The 15,948-nt window shown below is 50.2% G+C and carries 11 protein-coding genes; all 11 read right to left on the bottom strand.

Features of this window, described 5'->3' with window-relative positions; genetic code table 11:
* Position 1 precedes the first annotated feature (1 nt).
* The 11 genes from SOI44_RS01465 to ppdK all read right to left on the bottom strand — a co-directional run bounded on the left by SOI44_RS01465 (position 2) and on the right by ppdK (position 15,847).
* The gene (locus SOI44_RS01465) at positions 2-3,775 is read right to left on the bottom strand and encodes an FtsK/SpoIIIE domain-containing protein (protein WP_331347480.1); all 3,774 of its coding nucleotides are present in this window, start codon (positions 3,773-3,775) and stop codon (positions 2-4) included.
* The gene (locus SOI44_RS01460) at positions 3,772-5,865 is read right to left on the bottom strand and encodes an Ig-like domain-containing protein (RefSeq protein WP_331347479.1); all 2,094 of its coding nucleotides are present in this window, start codon (positions 5,863-5,865) and stop codon (positions 3,772-3,774) included. The genes SOI44_RS01465 and SOI44_RS01460 overlap by 4 nt, the downstream gene beginning before the upstream one ends.
* The gene (locus SOI44_RS01455) at positions 5,843-6,142 is read right to left on the bottom strand and encodes a pore-forming ESAT-6 family protein (RefSeq protein WP_331347478.1); all 300 of its coding nucleotides are present in this window, start codon (positions 6,140-6,142) and stop codon (positions 5,843-5,845) included. The genes SOI44_RS01460 and SOI44_RS01455 overlap by 23 nt, the downstream gene beginning before the upstream one ends.
* A 16-nt stretch (positions 6,143-6,158) precedes the next feature.
* Positions 6,159-6,458, bottom strand: a complete 300-nt coding sequence (locus tag SOI44_RS01450) for a WXG100 family type VII secretion target (protein ID WP_331347477.1) — start codon at positions 6,456-6,458, stop codon at positions 6,159-6,161.
* A gap of 83 nt (positions 6,459-6,541) precedes the next feature.
* On the bottom strand, positions 6,542-6,907 hold the full coding sequence (gene rbfA / locus SOI44_RS01445; protein ID WP_331347476.1) for a 30S ribosome-binding factor RbfA: 366 nt from the start codon (positions 6,905-6,907) through the stop codon (positions 6,542-6,544).
* Between the two features lie 3 nt (positions 6,908-6,910).
* A complete protein-coding gene (gene infB / locus SOI44_RS01440) occupies positions 6,911-8,782 on the bottom strand; it encodes a translation initiation factor IF-2 (protein ID WP_331347475.1) in 1,872 nt (623 codons plus the stop codon).
* Positions 8,783-8,850: 68 nt separating this feature from the next.
* Positions 8,851-9,105, bottom strand: a complete 255-nt coding sequence (rnpM, locus tag SOI44_RS01435; RefSeq protein WP_331347474.1) for an RNase P modulator RnpM — start codon at positions 9,103-9,105, stop codon at positions 8,851-8,853.
* Positions 9,105-10,925 (bottom strand): transcription termination factor NusA, encoded by a 1,821-nt coding sequence (gene nusA, locus SOI44_RS01430; RefSeq protein WP_331347473.1) that lies wholly within the window; start codon positions 10,923-10,925, stop codon positions 9,105-9,107. The genes rnpM and nusA overlap by 1 nt, the downstream gene beginning before the upstream one ends.
* A gap of 14 nt (positions 10,926-10,939) precedes the next feature.
* Complete coding sequence (gene rimP, locus SOI44_RS01425) at positions 10,940-11,404, bottom strand: ribosome maturation factor RimP (protein ID WP_331347472.1); 465 nt, start codon at positions 11,402-11,404, stop codon at positions 10,940-10,942.
* Between the two features lie 107 nt (positions 11,405-11,511).
* Entirely contained in the window at positions 11,512-13,002 is a 1,491-nt protein-coding gene (gene glpK, locus SOI44_RS01420; protein WP_331347471.1) for a glycerol kinase GlpK, read from the bottom strand.
* A 133-nt stretch (positions 13,003-13,135) separates the two neighbouring features.
* Positions 13,136-15,847, bottom strand: coding sequence for a pyruvate, phosphate dikinase (ppdK, locus tag SOI44_RS01415; protein WP_331347470.1), 2,712 nt, complete (start codon positions 15,845-15,847; stop codon positions 13,136-13,138).
* Between the last annotated feature and the right edge of the window lie 101 nt (positions 15,848-15,948).

Below are 15,948 nucleotides of genomic sequence, written 5' to 3'. Positions count from 1 at the left end.
ATCACTCCTTCTCTGTTTCCTCTTCCCGGTCCGCCTCAATCAGGCGGATTTTTTCATAACCGCCATCTGCAAACAGCATGCCTTCCTCAGGGGAAAGATCTTCTTCCAGTTTTGCATGCAGTGTGTACTGATGCTTCAGGCCATTGCCAGCAAACAGGATGCTGTATTCTTCCATCAGACATTTTGCAATCTCATGCAATGGCACAAAGACAACACCTTTGACCATGCCGCCAAGCTGCTTGAAGCCAATCGCAGACGGTACGTTCTGCTGCTGCAGAGCAAGCAGAAAATTCTCTGCTTTCTGCAAGGACAGACCGGTAACGATCAACAGTTTGTCATGCGGTATGGTTTTCCATCTGAAATCCTGACAGGAAATGCCAATGACTATGCCGTCATCGGAGCATGCATTCGCTTTGATGGATGGCGGCATCACCGGCAGTATCCATGGTGCCTTTCTTTCACAAATCAGATGTTCATCCACCTTTGGCCAGCTGATCTGCAGCAGATGCTCATGATCCTTCACCCATGCCTTTCCTTCTTTTTCAGGCAGCTCACCAGATGGCATTTCAAAAATCATGCCGGCTTCCTGGCGGTTGGAACAGCCAAGTACAATCCGCTGCTGGAAGCAGAGCAGGTCCTGATACTGAACCAATGATGCATTGGCCGCAAAGATGCAGACAGACAGGTGCATTTCCTGATGGTGCTGAATCCACCTGTGCAGCATCTGCCCTTTTTTCTGGCTGTCACAGGCAAGCGTGCGGTAATCCTTGATGAAAAGAACGGCTTTTGTTCTGCTTTGTTCAAGATGGCGGTTCAGCAGGAGCAGTCTGTCTTCATCCTGATGGTCAATGACACCGGAAATACCGGTCATAGAAGCATAACGGTCAGTATCCTGCTTTGGGGCAATGACATAGATTTCTTCTTTGTCTGCATCGATCACGCATTTGTGCACAAGCAGATCAAAGAAGGCATCTTTACTTTTGGCATGTTCACCAAAGAGGGCTGTCATTTCTTTACGGAGATAAGGACGGTGGACATGGTGCCAGTAATCATCCAGAATGCCGATGACATTTCTGCCTCTGATATCACAGCCATTCAGCTTTCCAGGCTCATCCAGCCACAGCTTTTCAGCCTGCAGGCCGGTTTCTTTCTGCGCTTTTGACAGTGCATTGAGGACCAGCATGCGCTCGGTAACGATGGGATGATGCCTGCTTTCAGCGATGACTTCGCCAAAGACAGAGAGCTGCTGGATACCGTCTTTTGTATTGGCACATGGTCCGTTGACATAGCCGGCCTGTCCCATCAGCAGCTGCTGATCACGCTTGAGATAAAAGCTGCCTGGTGCCTGCAGGCTGATGGCACAGGGATCCTTGATAACTTCACGGGAATCCTGTTCATCCTGTACGCGCAGACAGATTTTAAAACGGGTATTTGCCCAGATCTGATCATTGATAACACCAGCTGGTTTCTGGGTTGCCAGGATCAGATGAATGCCAAGTGACCTGCCGATTCTTGCCATGGCAATCAGATCATCCATGAAAACGAGCATCTCCTGCTTCAACTGGGCAAATTCATCAATGACTACAACCAGGTGGCCAAGATATGGAAGGCCTGTTTCCGGTTTCCATGATGCCCGGTATGCATCCAGATCATTGATGTTTTCACCTGTTTTTTCATGCAGGCGGACAAACAGTTTCTGTCTGTTACGGCATTCATTCTGCAGTGAGACGATCGCACGGTCTGCATGGTGGGCTTCCAGGTTGGACAGCACACCTGCCACATGCGGGATCAATCTGCCATTCGGCATGGTCAAAGCCTGGGCAAGCGTATTGCCTTTGAAATCGATCACGGCTATCTGTACATCCTGAGGAGAATAGGTGACAGCCAGTGACAGCAGCATTGTCAGGATCAGCTCACTCTTGCCGGATCCGGTTGTGCCGGCAATCAGGCCATGGGGACCATCCTGGTGTTCATGCAGATCCAGACTGATCAGCCGCTGTCCTTTTGCGCCAATCAGTGCTTTCAGATTTCTTCTGGCATGGTTTTTCTGCCAGCGGGCACAGATGTCAGCTTCCCGTGGCTCTTCCATGCCATGCATCTGTAGGAAGGTCCGTTTTTTCTGGAAGTCATCCGCAAGGTTTCCCCAGGCCATAGCACTGCTTATTTTCAAAAGATCCAGCCCATTCCATGCAGGTGAGACAAACGGAATCACCTTCTGGCTATGGCGTTCAACCAGCTGGCCGCGGCAGTTGTCATACTGCAGCACACGGTCTGCATGCGGCTGAAAGACATTCGAAAAAACAAGCATGCGTTTCCCCTGCATCGAAACTTCACACCGGGCAAAGCAGACCGTCAAAGCATGCCTTCCTTCTTCCATCTGGATGCCTTTGCTTTCATAGGTTTCCAGAGACATGATCAGCCGTCTGCCTTTATAACGCGCATGTGGAATCATCATGGCTGATGGGAAATCATCAGGATGTTCCAGGACAAAAATGAGGGAAAGGTCCCTGGGACTGTGGCGGCACAGCAGCTGCAGCAGAATACTGTTCTGGATTGTTTTTTCCGGGCTGTCATCCTGAATCTGTGTCATGCCTTCTGCAATGGAAAAAACAAACGGAATCGTGGGAACCTTCTGAAGCAGAGTATCCTGAATGTTTGTTTCACTGCATTGGACAGGGTTGTCACGCATGCCGCAGTGTACCTGATAGAACCTTGAATCCAATGGGTCCAGGCAGGAAAGATGCCGCATCTGATCAATGTCTTTGCGCAGATAGCATGGTGAAGGCCACAGTTCCTCACACTGTTTCTGATAATTTCCGGCTGTCTTTTCCCATTGCGAAATGAGCTGCAGGCAGGCATCCTTGTATGCTTCTTCATTTGTTTTTTGTTGTTTATTTCTGCGGCTTTTCTCATACAGCCGGTTCAATGGTGTAAACAGAAGCGTACTGACTGCCATCAGTCCCGGCAGCAGAACCATTGGCAATACCTGCAGTATTGTTCTGCCATCAAGATAGCTGTTCCATGCACTCAAAGATCCCATTGTCAAAGCCCCAATGGCCATCATCAGCGGCGGTCCCATCATCAGAAACAATGGTCTGCCTTCTTCCGGGATCATTTCCTGCTTCTTGGGTGCTTCAATCCTTTCCGGCATCATGGTCACTTCTGGAAATACGCTGCGCGCAAAATGCAGCGGCTGCAGATCACGGATCATGTGCACCTGGCAGTCCGGATGGTATGCATCCAGAGAGCAGAAGATATTCGCTCCCTGATTGATCATCAGGAAGGAAGATGAAAGAATGATGCGCAGATTCAGAATCTGCAGCACCATTCCATCTGTAAAAGATTCTTCCCGTTCCAATGCTCTGCCATTGAGATAGCCTTTCTGGCTGCCTTCTGCCGAATAGATTTTGTGGGACATCATATGAATCTGAAACTGCGAAGGAAGAACATGTTCATCCTGCAGGTAGATATCATTTTCCAAAGCGGAGCCAATTGTCACAATGCTGTTATCCAGGACATATTTGATATAGCGGCCATAGCCTGTTTCCTCCAGCAGAGAAAGTGCAGATGTCTGCTCGTTGTGCTGAAAGACCAGATGTCTTCTGTGCAGCAGCTTTTCATGGGTGATTTCCTGGATATCTGCGGGCAGCCGCAGGGCCTCCTCATCCTGCAGCTGCCAGAGCAGAACCCATCTGCCAAACAGCTGCAGCGGGTGGCTGTGTCCTTCACTGTGCATCGTCTGCAGGCAGCCGTTTTCTTCCTGCAGAATAATCATAGCGCCCCGGAAGATGGCACCAGCACCGAAAGCTTTACGCTGTATTTGCCATCCTTTGTAGCAATTGTGATTTCTGTACTGCCGGGCTGGATGCCAGTAACCGTACCATCTGAAGAAACCGAGACAATTGCCGTATCTGCACATGTATACACAAGATCTTTGCGGGAATACCCCTGGGGAAGTCCTGTGATCTCAATGGAAACTGATTGGCCCGCCCCAACTGTCCTGGCATAGGAAGAAAGCTGAATGCGCTGGCGCACCGCAATCTTTTCTTCACTCTTGATCGCTTTGTGGCGGCTGGTACGTGTACATTCATCCACAAACTGCCAGTTTTCCATGTGCTTTGCACCATGGGGAAAAATGGAGGCATTGTCACCATCGAGAATGGACAGATCTTTGCCAAAACCAAGTCTGCCAAGCAGTGAAGAAGACGAATTCAGATGCAGTTTCAGCAGCCAGTATGCATTGATATCCGTGCATACAAGAACATCGGGATTACCCTGGGCCAGCTCATCCGTCACATCCGCATCAAAGACGGATGGTACACTGGTCATTTCTCCTTCTTCATCAAACAGATGCATCGTTGCACTGACCGCTGCTTTTGCACCGGCTTCCATGCCGATATCCATCAGCTGCTGTTTCAGAAAGTCCAAGGAAAAGCGCAGATTGCCGGTAAGACCCGCATCGGCTTTGATCAAAGCATTCTGGTCATGATCAAAATCGCGGATCACCCGGACACTGCCATTGCGTGCTTCCATTCCCATGACATGATCCTGGCTTAATGTCAGCTGTACTTTTCCGCTGGTAAAAAGACGCAGAAACAGCCTTGCTTTCACCGTTACCGTCGAGGAGCCATTGACCGGCACCCGGATCGTGCAGATGGGTATTTCTGTTTCTGCCATTTCCTTCTTTTCTTTCAGAAAGCCGGCAAGGGTATCCGGAAAATCCTTTGCTTTCAAAGCCGAAAAATCACCATACAGTGTTTTATAGCTGCCTGCTTTGACCTGCAGGGATTCTTCACTATGGGCAGACAGACGGAAGAAGGCATTGTTAACATCATCCTTCCTGCTGTACCACTTGTATTTGACTTTGATGCCATTCAGCCGCAGCCTGGCACTTGCCTCTGATCCCGCGCCTAGATTTTTAGAGACAGAGGCAGTGATACCGCTGGAAGTGGCAGACCATACTACGGTATAGCCGTTGATGGTTTTCTGCCGCTGCAGTTTATGAATCGAAGCAGGAGACAGAAAAGGATCCTGGATGGATGCAGTATCATCATCCGGATCCTCCAGTATTTCTGCCTTGGAAAAATCAATGGTATCTTCCCCTTCCAGCTGCAGCTCATCACTGTAACTGGATAGATCAGCTGGTACCACATGCAATACTGACTTTGATCCATCTTCGGAAAGATCATTGACTTCGTACACGTATTCCCTGCCATCCTCATCCATCCATGACACCAGACTGCCTGCAGAAATATCATCCTTTGGCTCAAGCAGAATGATGCCCTTGCTTTCATCAAAGGAAAGCGGCTGGATTCTGACAATGTCAGCATCCTGGGAAATCACCGCTTTTTCCTTTGTGGCAATTGAGGGATCATTAATCTGTTTCACCACATCATCCAGCAGATGAAGCGCTTCTTCTTTTGACATGACACGTTCCGGAAAGAAGCGCTGCTGCCCATCTGCCTGCATCAGGCCAAGCTGTACTGCTGTTTCACAATGGGACGCAAATGGCGATGTGGATACATCTTTTAACTGTGAGGCATCTGTAAGAGATGCGCCAAGCAGGTTCACCATGGTATAGGCAGCCCACTGCCGGGACAGCTCAGCTTCGGGATCAATGGCATATTGGGTTTCAAGAATGCCGAAATCTACGGCTGACTGAACCGGGACAAAATAAGGGGAGTCTGCGGTAACATTGGCAAAGTACGGGGTTTCTGTTACCTCTTTGGAAAGACCTGCGCGCTGGGCAGCTTCATTCATCCATTCTCCGATGGTCATGGTCTGCACTGGTGCACGCTGGCATCCTGCTGCCAGCAGTGTGACGCAAAGGACAGCTGTCAGTTTACTGCTGCATGTTCTGTGCATTTGCAGCAATGGCAGATTCCAGGGATTCATAGCTTGCGACCGTAAGATGCAGGAATCTTACGTATGAATCAATCACCTGTTTCTGCTGTTCAAAGCGGGCGGAAAAGCCGTTGAAGCGGCTGCGGATTGCCATGCCTGCATCAGAGATCCAGTTGCCATCCAGACTGTTCATATCCCGTTTCATAGCACCAAGATTGTCCTGCATCGCTGCATTGAGTGATGCAATCTGGGCAGCGGCTTCATTGACTTCATCCAGTGAAATACGAATTCCGTTCATGTTTTTTTCTCCTCCTTTATACAACAATGCGGTTTGCCTGTACTGTCAGCTCATCCTGGGTATCCTGATACGCTCTGCTGCTGGAGCGCAGAAAGTCTACATAGTACGAACAGAGCAGCGACATCTGCCTGAAATCTCCTTCAAATTTCTGAATATCAGCCGTAAAGGCAAGATTGTCTTTCCCTGACCATGCCCTCTGCATCATATCCACCGTGGCAAACAGCTTTGTCACACACTGCAGATACTCCTGATTGCTCGCTTCCATGCGTGCTGCACAGGCATCGATCTGTGCAGGATCAACCTGAATGGTTCTCATAACCAATCACCTCCTGCCTCTCTATGCCCCTGCAATTGCCGGATTCCCCTGAGAAAATAAAAAAAAGTGAAGTTTCTTACGCTTCACTCTTTATGATTCTGGGCATCCTGCTCATGGATGCGGGCAATGATCTCGTCGATATGCTTGCCGTTTTCCATGGCTTCATCAATGACGAAGGTCAGCTCCGGTGTGCGCCGGATATCCAGCTGCTGTGCAAGTTCAGAGCGGATATAGCCGCGGGCCCGGTTCAATGCTTTCAGACCGGCCTGTGCCCGTTCCTTTTTGCCAAGGAAGGAAACATATACCGTAGCATAGCTGTGATCATTAGATACTTTGACATCCGTGATCGTGACAAAGCCAACATTGGGATCTTTCAAAGAAAACTGAATGATATCACTGATATCCTTGCGGATGATTCCTTCCAGGCGTTTCTGCTTGACACTGGACATAGCTCAGGCCTCCGGGGCAACTGCCTGTTCTTCAAAGGCCTCGATCGTATCGCCAACCTTGATATCGTTATAATTTTCAATCGTCAGGCCGCATTCATAACCGGATGTGACTTCCTTGGCATCATCCTTGAAACGCTTCAGGGAAGCAATCTTACCGGTATAGACGACAATACCGTCACGGATCAGACGCAGTCCGCAGCTGTTGGTAATCTTGCCATCTGTCACCATGCAGCCGGCAATGGTGCCAACCTTGGATACCTTGTATGTCTGACGTACTTCTGCCTGGCCGATGACAACTTCCTGGTATACCGGTTCCAGCATACCCTTCATGGCATTCTCCATTTCTTCGGTCACCTTATAGATGATCGTATGCAGACGGATCTGTACGCCGGCTTCCTCAGCCTTCTTGCGGATGTTGGCATCCGGTCTGACATTAAAGCCGATAATCATGGCATGGGAGGCATCTGCCAGCATGATATCAGATTCACTGATGGCACCGGCAGTGCTGTGGATGACATTCACCTTGACACCCTTGACATCGAGCTTCTCCAGAGAGCTCTTGACAGCCTCGGCAGAACCCTGCACATCAGCCTTGATGATGATCGGGATTTCCTTGATCTCACCGGAATCAATCTGGCTGGCCAGATCTTCCAGACTCATCGCCGATGTCTTGCGGCGGGCAGCTTCAATCTTTCTTCTGTTTCTGCGGTCAGCAACAGCTCTGGCTTCCTTTTCTTCCTCATAAGAGCGGAACAGGTCGCCGGCCTCCGGTACATCATTGAGACCAATGACCTCAACCGGAGTGCTTGGTCCGGCCTGCTGCAGTTCATGACCGTTTTCATCCGCCATCTTACGGATACGGCCATAGCAGGTGCCGACAACAACCGGCTCGCCATGGTGCAGTGTACCATTCTGTACAAGCAGTGTGGCGACCGGGCCTCTGCCCTTATCCAATCTTGCTTCCAGAACGGTTCCGGATGCGAGCTGATGCGGGTTGGCTTTGAGCTCACGTACATCCGCCATGATCAGGATGGTTTCCAGCAGGTCATCAATGCCTTCACCAGTCTTGGCACTGGTCTTGACAAACGGTGTATCGCCGCCCCATTCTTCCGGCATGACGCCATGATCGCTCATTTCCTGCATGACACGGTCCGGGTTGACATGCGGCTTATCCATCTTGTTTACGGCCACGATAATCGGGCAGTTGGCAGCCTTGGCATGGTCAATGGCTTCCAGTGTCTGCGGCATGACGCCATCATCAGCGGCGACAACGATGACACAGATATCGGTCACACTGGCACCGCGGGCACGCATGGCTGTGAAAGCCTCATGGCCTGGTGTATCCAGGAAAGTGATCTTGCGGCCATTGATGGATACCTGATAGGCACCGATGGCCTGGGTGATGCCGCCGGCCTCACCGGCAGCGACCTTGCTGGAACGGATCTTATCAAGCAGTGTTGTCTTACCATGGTCAACGTGTCCCATGATTGTCACGATCGGAGGACGTGTTTCAAGCTGATCCGGATCGGTATCCATCTCAATCTCAAGTGAATCTTCCTCACGTTCCTTGACCTTGGTTGCTTCGATATCATAACCGATGCAGACAAGCTCAACCGTCTCATCATCCAGCGGAGAGTTGATGGTCACCATCTTGCCTTCCATGAACAGAGACTTGATGATATCCGACGCCTGCCGGCCGATCTTTTCAGCCAGCTCGCCTACCGTAATTCCCTCGGTATAGGTGATGGCATGAATCTCCTGCTTTGGCTTGCGCGGCTGCTGTGTAAAGCTGTTATTTCTGCCATGCTGGCCATTGCGGCGGTTATTGTTGTTTGTCGGTTTTCTCTTTGTATTACTGCGTTTCTTCTGTGGCATTCAGTATCCTCCTTTTTTCATTTAATACGGGTATCCTGGCATCCCCTCTTTCCAATCCTGTACATTCCTCAGAGCATCTTCAGAATCTCATCGTAGAAAGAATCAGGAATATCAACGCCAAGGGCATTTTTCAATGAACCCTTTTTACGGGCAGTCTGCACTGCCGCAGGATCCTTCTTCAAATAGGCGCCATGCCCATTTGCCTTGCCGTTGAGATCAATCTTCAGCTCACCTTCCGGTGTGCGCACAATCCGCAGAAGCTCCTTTTTCGGGAGTGACTCGCCGGTAGCGACACACCTTCTCATCGGGATCTTCTTAGGCATTACTTGTCCTCGTCATCGTAATAATCATCGTACTCGTCATCGTATTCATCATCGATGCCAAGCTCTCTGTCTTCATCAGCCTGCCGCTGTGCCTCAATCTCAGCAAGCTCTTCCTCTGTGTAGATCGGCTTGTTGTCAGCAGCAGAAGAAGCGAGTCTGCTCTTGATCTGCTTCTCGAGCTCCTTGTTATCAACCTTGTAGTTATCCTCGGCATCATTCTTCTTCTTTCTGTGCTTTGGACGCTGCTCATACTTCGGCTTGCTCGGCATATCTGTCAGCTTCTCAAAACGGGAAACATACGTATTCTTCTCTGCCATCTCTTCCAGATCGGCATGCTTTCTTCTGGCCGGTGCCTTGACGGCAGGCTCTGCTTCTTCCTTCACAGGTTCTTCTTCCTTTTCAGCTTCTTCTGCTGGTTCTTCCTTGGCTTCTTCAGCCTGATTCTCTTCCGGTGCTGCTGCCTGTTCAGCTTCCACAGGCTTTTCTTCGGCAGCCTTCTCTTCCGGCTTTTCCTCCGGCTCGAGGATCATATCTGTATTGATCTCTTCCTGCATCTCCTCCGGAATGAAGCCTTCTTCTTCCATCGGTGCAGATTCTTCAGAAGGATTGTTTGCCTTGCGTGCTTCCAGCTCCGCTACCTTGGCAAGACGCTTTTCTTCATCTGCCTTGGCCTGTTCCTTCATTCGTTCTGCCTCACGGCGGGCAGCCTCACGTCTGTATTCTTCCTTCTTTTCTTCGGCCTTGGCCAGCAGTGCTTCATAATCCACACCGGCTTCTTCCAGCTCCGCTCTTGTCTTGATATCGATCTTGCGATCGGTCAGGCGTACAGCCAGTCTGGCATTCTTGCCATGCTTGCCAATGGCCAGGGAAAGCTGATCCTCAGCCACAACTACAATCAGACTGCGGTTGTCATCCCCCGGCAGAACAGCTTCCACTTCAGCCGGTGCCAGCGCATTCTTGACCAGTTCGCTGATATCATCACTCCACTGGAAGATATCAATCTTTTCACCCTTGAGTTCTTCAATGATCTCCTGGACACGCTGACCGCGGGGGCCGATGCAGGCACCGATCGGATCCACTTCCGGATTATGGCTCATGACAGCCATCTTGGTACGCTCGCCGGCATCACGGGCAATGGCCTTGATCTCAACGATGCCATTGTAGATTTCCGGTACTTCCTTTTCAAACAGACGCTTGACCAGCATCGGATCCGCTCTGGAAACAAGCACCTGGGATCCCTTTGTATCTTTGTTGACTTCAGTGATGACAACACGGATCTGCTGTCCTTCCACCAGACGTTCCTGCGGGATTTCCTGGGAGCGCGGCATCATGGCAACCGTCTTGCCGAGGTTGACCAGTGTGAACTTGTCTTTAACAGATTCCACGACGCCAAGCACCATCTCATGGAGCTGATCAATGTATTCGTCATAGACGGCAACCTTTTCTGCCTCACGGATCTTCTGACGCATGACATTGCGGGTCAGGGTAGCCGATGCACGGGAGAAGCCTGTGATCTCAATCGGGCGGGATACCTTGTCACCGATCTGTGCCTGGGGATCAAGCTGTCTGGCATCTTCCAATGAAATTTCCAGCTCATCATCCTCGACATCGTCCGTGACGGTATAGCGCTGAAACAGATCAATGGTCTTTTTCTTCTCATTAATCTGGGCATAGACGTCAATGTCATCCAGGCCGGCTTCTTTCTTGTATGCCTTGGCCATTGCCTCACAGAGGGCATCCTTGATGACATCTTCGGAAATATGCTTTTCTTCCTCAATGACATCAAATGCCTTAATCATATCCTTGTATTTGATTTCCATTTTGTGTTTTCTCCTCAGATTTTTACTGCCAGCCGGATCTTCTCAATATTGTCCAGACTGAACTGTACCCTGCGCAATACAGCCTTGTCGCGATAGGCCAGGGTTACCACATCATTCTCATCGATGCTTTCAATCTCACCTGTCAGTTCCATCATCTTCTTTACCGGTTCCTTCAGATGGACACATACATATGCATGCGGCATATGTCTCAGCTCATCCAGATCTCTGATCTCTCTTTCGGCACCGGGTGAACATACTTCCAGTGTATATTCATACGCGATCGGATCTGCCTGATCCAGTACATTAGATACTTTGGATGAAACATCTGCACAGGTATCCAGATCCATTGTCCCATCTTCTTTCATGATGGAGACCTGCAGGGTGTGCTCATTGGCAAGCCATTTGATTTCATACAGCTTAACGCCGCACTGCTGCAGTACCGGTTCCAGAAGCGATTTCAGTTTTTCGGTATTTTCCATATTCCTCCGCTATCGTGCAACAATAATGAAGGAGTGCTTTCGCACTCCTTGTTTACAGTGAGATGATACACCTGAAAAGCAGGCCTATCAAGCCTTTTTTCATGCACTTAGTCGGAAAACATGCGGGCTGCCGCCACAGCCTGTTTCCACTTTGCATACAGGCCGTCCATACGCTGCCTGTCTGCCTTTGGTGCATATTCCACACAGTTTCTGCCAGCCTGCTCAAAGTCCTCCATACTCCAGTAGTTCAATGCCAGGCCGGCCAGTCTGGCAGCACCAAGAGCGGTTGTTTCCACATCATGCGGACGGATGATGCTGCACTGCAGCAGGTCACTCTGAAACTGCATCAGATAATCATTGGCACTGGCACCGCCATCCACTTTCAGATGTTTGATACAGATGCCGGCATCCTGTTCCATCGCTTCCAGTACATCACGTGTCTGATAGCAAAGAGAATCCAGGGTAGCTTTGGTGATATCCTCACGGGTTGTGCCTCTTGTGATGCCAAATAAAGCACCACGGCAGCGGTCATCCCAGTATGGTGCACCAAGACCGGTAAAGGCCGGTACCAGGAAGATACCATTATCAGGATCTGCCCGCTCAGCAAATTCCTGGCTCATAGAAGCTTTGGGGAAGAATTTCATCTGGTCGCGCAGCCACTGGATGGCAGAGCCTGCTACAAAGACGGATCCTTCCAATGCATAGTAGATTTCACCATGCAGACCCCAGGCAATGGTTGTCAGCAGGCCATTCTTAGATGCATGCGGCATTGTGCCGGTATTCATCAGTAGGAAGCAACCGGTGCCATAGGTATTCTTCGCACTGCCCTGTGTAAAGCATCCCTGGCCGAACATGGCTGCCTGCTGGTCGCCGGCAACACCGGCAATTGGTACGGAACAGCCAAAGAAATGATATGGTGCCGTATAAGCAAAGATCCCGCTGCTTTCTTTGACTTCCGGCAGCATGCTCATGGGGACATGCAGGATGTCACAGAGCTCAGGATCCCACTTTTTCTCATAGATATTATAGAGAAGTGTGCGGGATGCATTGGAATAGTCCGTCACATGGGCTTTCATGCCTGACAGACAGTAAATCAGCCAGGAATCAATGGTCCCGGCATACAGTTTTCCTTCCTCGGCCAGTTTCTGTGCCCCTGGCACAGCATCCAGCATCCAGCGGATCTTGGTGCCTGAAAAGTAAGGATCGATGCGCAGGCCGGTCTTCTTACGGAAGATATCCTCATAGCCGTCTGCCTTCAGTTTGTCGCAGATATCGGCTGTCTGACGGGACTGCCATACGATGGCGTTGCAGATGGGAAGGCCGGTGTCCTTATTCCAGATGACGGTTGTTTCACGCTGATTGGTGATACCGATGCCGGCTACCTGATCCGGCTGAACATGTGCCTGCTGCAGGCAGGTAGCCATGACCGAAAGAACCGAAAGCCAGATCTCATTGGCATCATGCTCTACCCATCCCGGTTTGCGGAAGATCTGGGTAAATTCCTTCTGCGCAGAACTGATGATCTGTCCGCTGTGGTCAAAAAGAATTGCCCGGGAACTTGTCGTTCCCTGATCAATTGCCATGATATATTTTTCCATGTAAATCCTCCAAACGTACTCTTCCGTAATTATGTAACCGGTTTCAATACTGTGCAAGTGACATCAAGACAGATTTGACAAAAAAAAGAAGCTCTGTTTCCAGAACTTCTCTTTCTTGTTTTTGGGATGTAAATCAACCCTGCTTGATCGCAGCCTGGGCAGCAGCCAGACGTGCAATCGGAACACGGTATGGTGAGCAGGAAACGTAATCCAGACCGATCTTGTTGAAGAACTCGATGGAAGCAGGATCGCCGCCATGCTCGCCGCAGACACCAAGATGGAGATCCGGACGTGTGGTTCTGCCCTTCTTGGCAGCCATTTCGATCAGCTGGCCGACACCAGCCTGGTCAACATGGGCAAACGGATCAAAGTCATAGATATGCTTCTCATAGTAGTCGCCAAGGAACTTGCCGGCATCATCACGGGAGAAGCCGAATGTCATCTGGGTCAGGTCGTTTGTACCAAAGCTGAAGAATTCAGCAGTCTTGGCAATCTGATCAGCCAGCAGAGCAGCACGCGGAATCTCGATCATGGTACCGATCTTGTAAGTCATGTCAGACTTGTTGTCAGCGATGAGCTTGTCTGCTGTTGTCTTGATGATATTGGCAACATACTCAAGCTCCTTCGGTTCACCAACCAGCGGGATCATGATTTCCGGAACGATCTTCCAGTCAGGATGCTTTGCATTGACGTGCAGTGCAGCATTGATGATGGCTCTTGTCTGCATGACGCCGATTTCAGGATATGTCACATCCAGACGGCATCCACGGTGGCCCATCATCGGGTTAAATTCCTTCAGGGAAGCAGCTGCTGCTTCAACATCGGCAACCGTAATGCCCAGGGATGCTGCGACATCCTTGGCTTCTTCATCTGTCTTCGGCAGGAATTCATGCAGAGGCGGATCCAGCAGACGTACGGTTACAGGACGGCCGCCCATTGCCTCATAAATGCCTTCGAAGTCTTCTGTCTGATATGGCTCCAGGGTATCCAGAGCAAGCTTTCTCTGCTCAGCGTTCTGGGCAACGCACAGCATTCTGATGGCCTTGATACGCTCAGCACTGTTGAAGAACATATGCTCTGTACGTACCAGTCCGACACCTTCGGCCCCAAACTCAACAGCTCTTCTGGCATCTGCCGGTGTATCCGCATTTGTTCTGACATGGAGTCTGCGGCGCTCATCAGCCCAGCCCATGAACGTTGCAAAGTTGCCGGAAATCTTAGCCGGAATCTGCTTTACTTCGCCTCTGTAGACAGCACCGGTTGTGCCATCAACAGAAATGGTATCCTTCTCTGTGAAGGTTTCACCCTTGACAGTGAATGTCTTATGTTCTTCATCAACTGACAGCTCACCGCATCCGGATACACAGCAGGCACCCATGCCGCGGGCAACAACAGCAGCGTGGGATGTCATGCCGCCGCGAACTGTAACGATGGCCTGAGCAGCAGCCATACCCTTGATATCCTCAGGGGATGTCTCCAGACGGACAAGGACAACCTTCTTACCTGTCTTGGCAGCAGCTTCTGCCTCAGCAGCAGTGAAGACGATGGTACCGGAACCAGCACCAGGAGCAGCAGCCAGACCATGAGTGATGATGTCGTCCTTCTTAGCCTTGAGATCTTCCGGATCAAACTGGTTGTGCAGCAGATTATCAAGCTGCTTTGGTTCAACCATCATCAGAGCCTGGTCCTTTGTAGCAAGACCTTCAGCTACCATATCCACGGCAATCTGCAGAGCAGCATTTGCGGTGCGCTTGCCATTGCGGCACTGCAGCATATACAGCTTGCCATTCTGGATGGTGAACTCCATATCCTGCATATCATGATAGTGCTTTTCAAGGGTATCACGGACGGTTACCAGATCATGGTAAGCTTCTGGCATTGTCTCTTCAAGAGACGGATACTTTTCAAGACGCTCTTGTTCTGTGATGCCTCTTTCCTTGGCCCATTCCTGAGAACCTGCCTTGGAAATCTGCTGTGGTGTACGGGCACCGGAAACGACATCTTCGCCCTGGGCGTTGATCAGATATTCACCATAGAAGTAGCGGTGGTCTCCGGTTGCCGGGTTTCTGGAGAAGCACACACCTGTGCCGCAGTCATTGCCCATGTTGCCAAATACCATCTGGACAACGGAAACTGCTGTGCCCCAGTCATCCGGGATATCATTCATCTTACGGTAATAGATGGCACGCTCATTGTTCCAGGAACGGAAGACAGCTGCCACCGCACGGTTGAGCTGTACATGCGGATCCTGCGGGAAGGCTTCCCCAAGCTTTTCCTGATAATATGCCTTGAACTGACGTGTCAGCTCTTCCATATCATCGGCATCCAGGTCAATATCATTCTTGACGCCCTTCTTTGCTTTCTGGGCATCAATCATCTTTTCAAATTCAGCCTTTTCCAGACCCATGACGACATCGCCGAACATCATGACGAAACGTCTGTAGGAATCATAGGCAAAACGCTTGTTGCCGGACTTCTTTTCAACAACCTTGACAATCTCATCATTCATGCCAAGGTTCAGGATGGTATCCATCATGCCAGGCATGGATGCACGTGCACCGGAGCGGACCGATACAAGCAGCGGATTGACAGGATCGCCCAGCTTCATGCCGGTTTCTTCTTCCAGCCACTTTGTATATTCATCAATCTGTGCCTGTACATCGTCTGAGATCTTCTCGCCGTCATCATAGTACTTGATGCAGGCCTCAGTCGTAATTGTGTAGCCTTCCGGCACCGGAAGGTGCAGCGACTTCATTTCAGCCAGGTTTGCACCTTTGCCGCCAAGAAGTTCACGCATGTTTGCATTTCCCTCAGCAAACTTATAGACATATTTCTTTTCTGTCATACTGCCTCCTTATTCGTTATTTTGATTATATGACAACGCTTTCATGAAAACAATCTTTTCTGGGACAGCCACTTTTGCCTCCCAAGTAAAAAAGATGCAGA

It is taken from the genome of Lactimicrobium sp., assembly GCF_036453465.1.
GTDB lineage: Bacteria > Bacillota_I > Bacilli_A > Erysipelotrichales > Erysipelotrichaceae > Bulleidia.
Note: the sequence above shows the minus strand (reverse complement) of the source record. Positions and strands in the feature narration are given on the sequence as shown.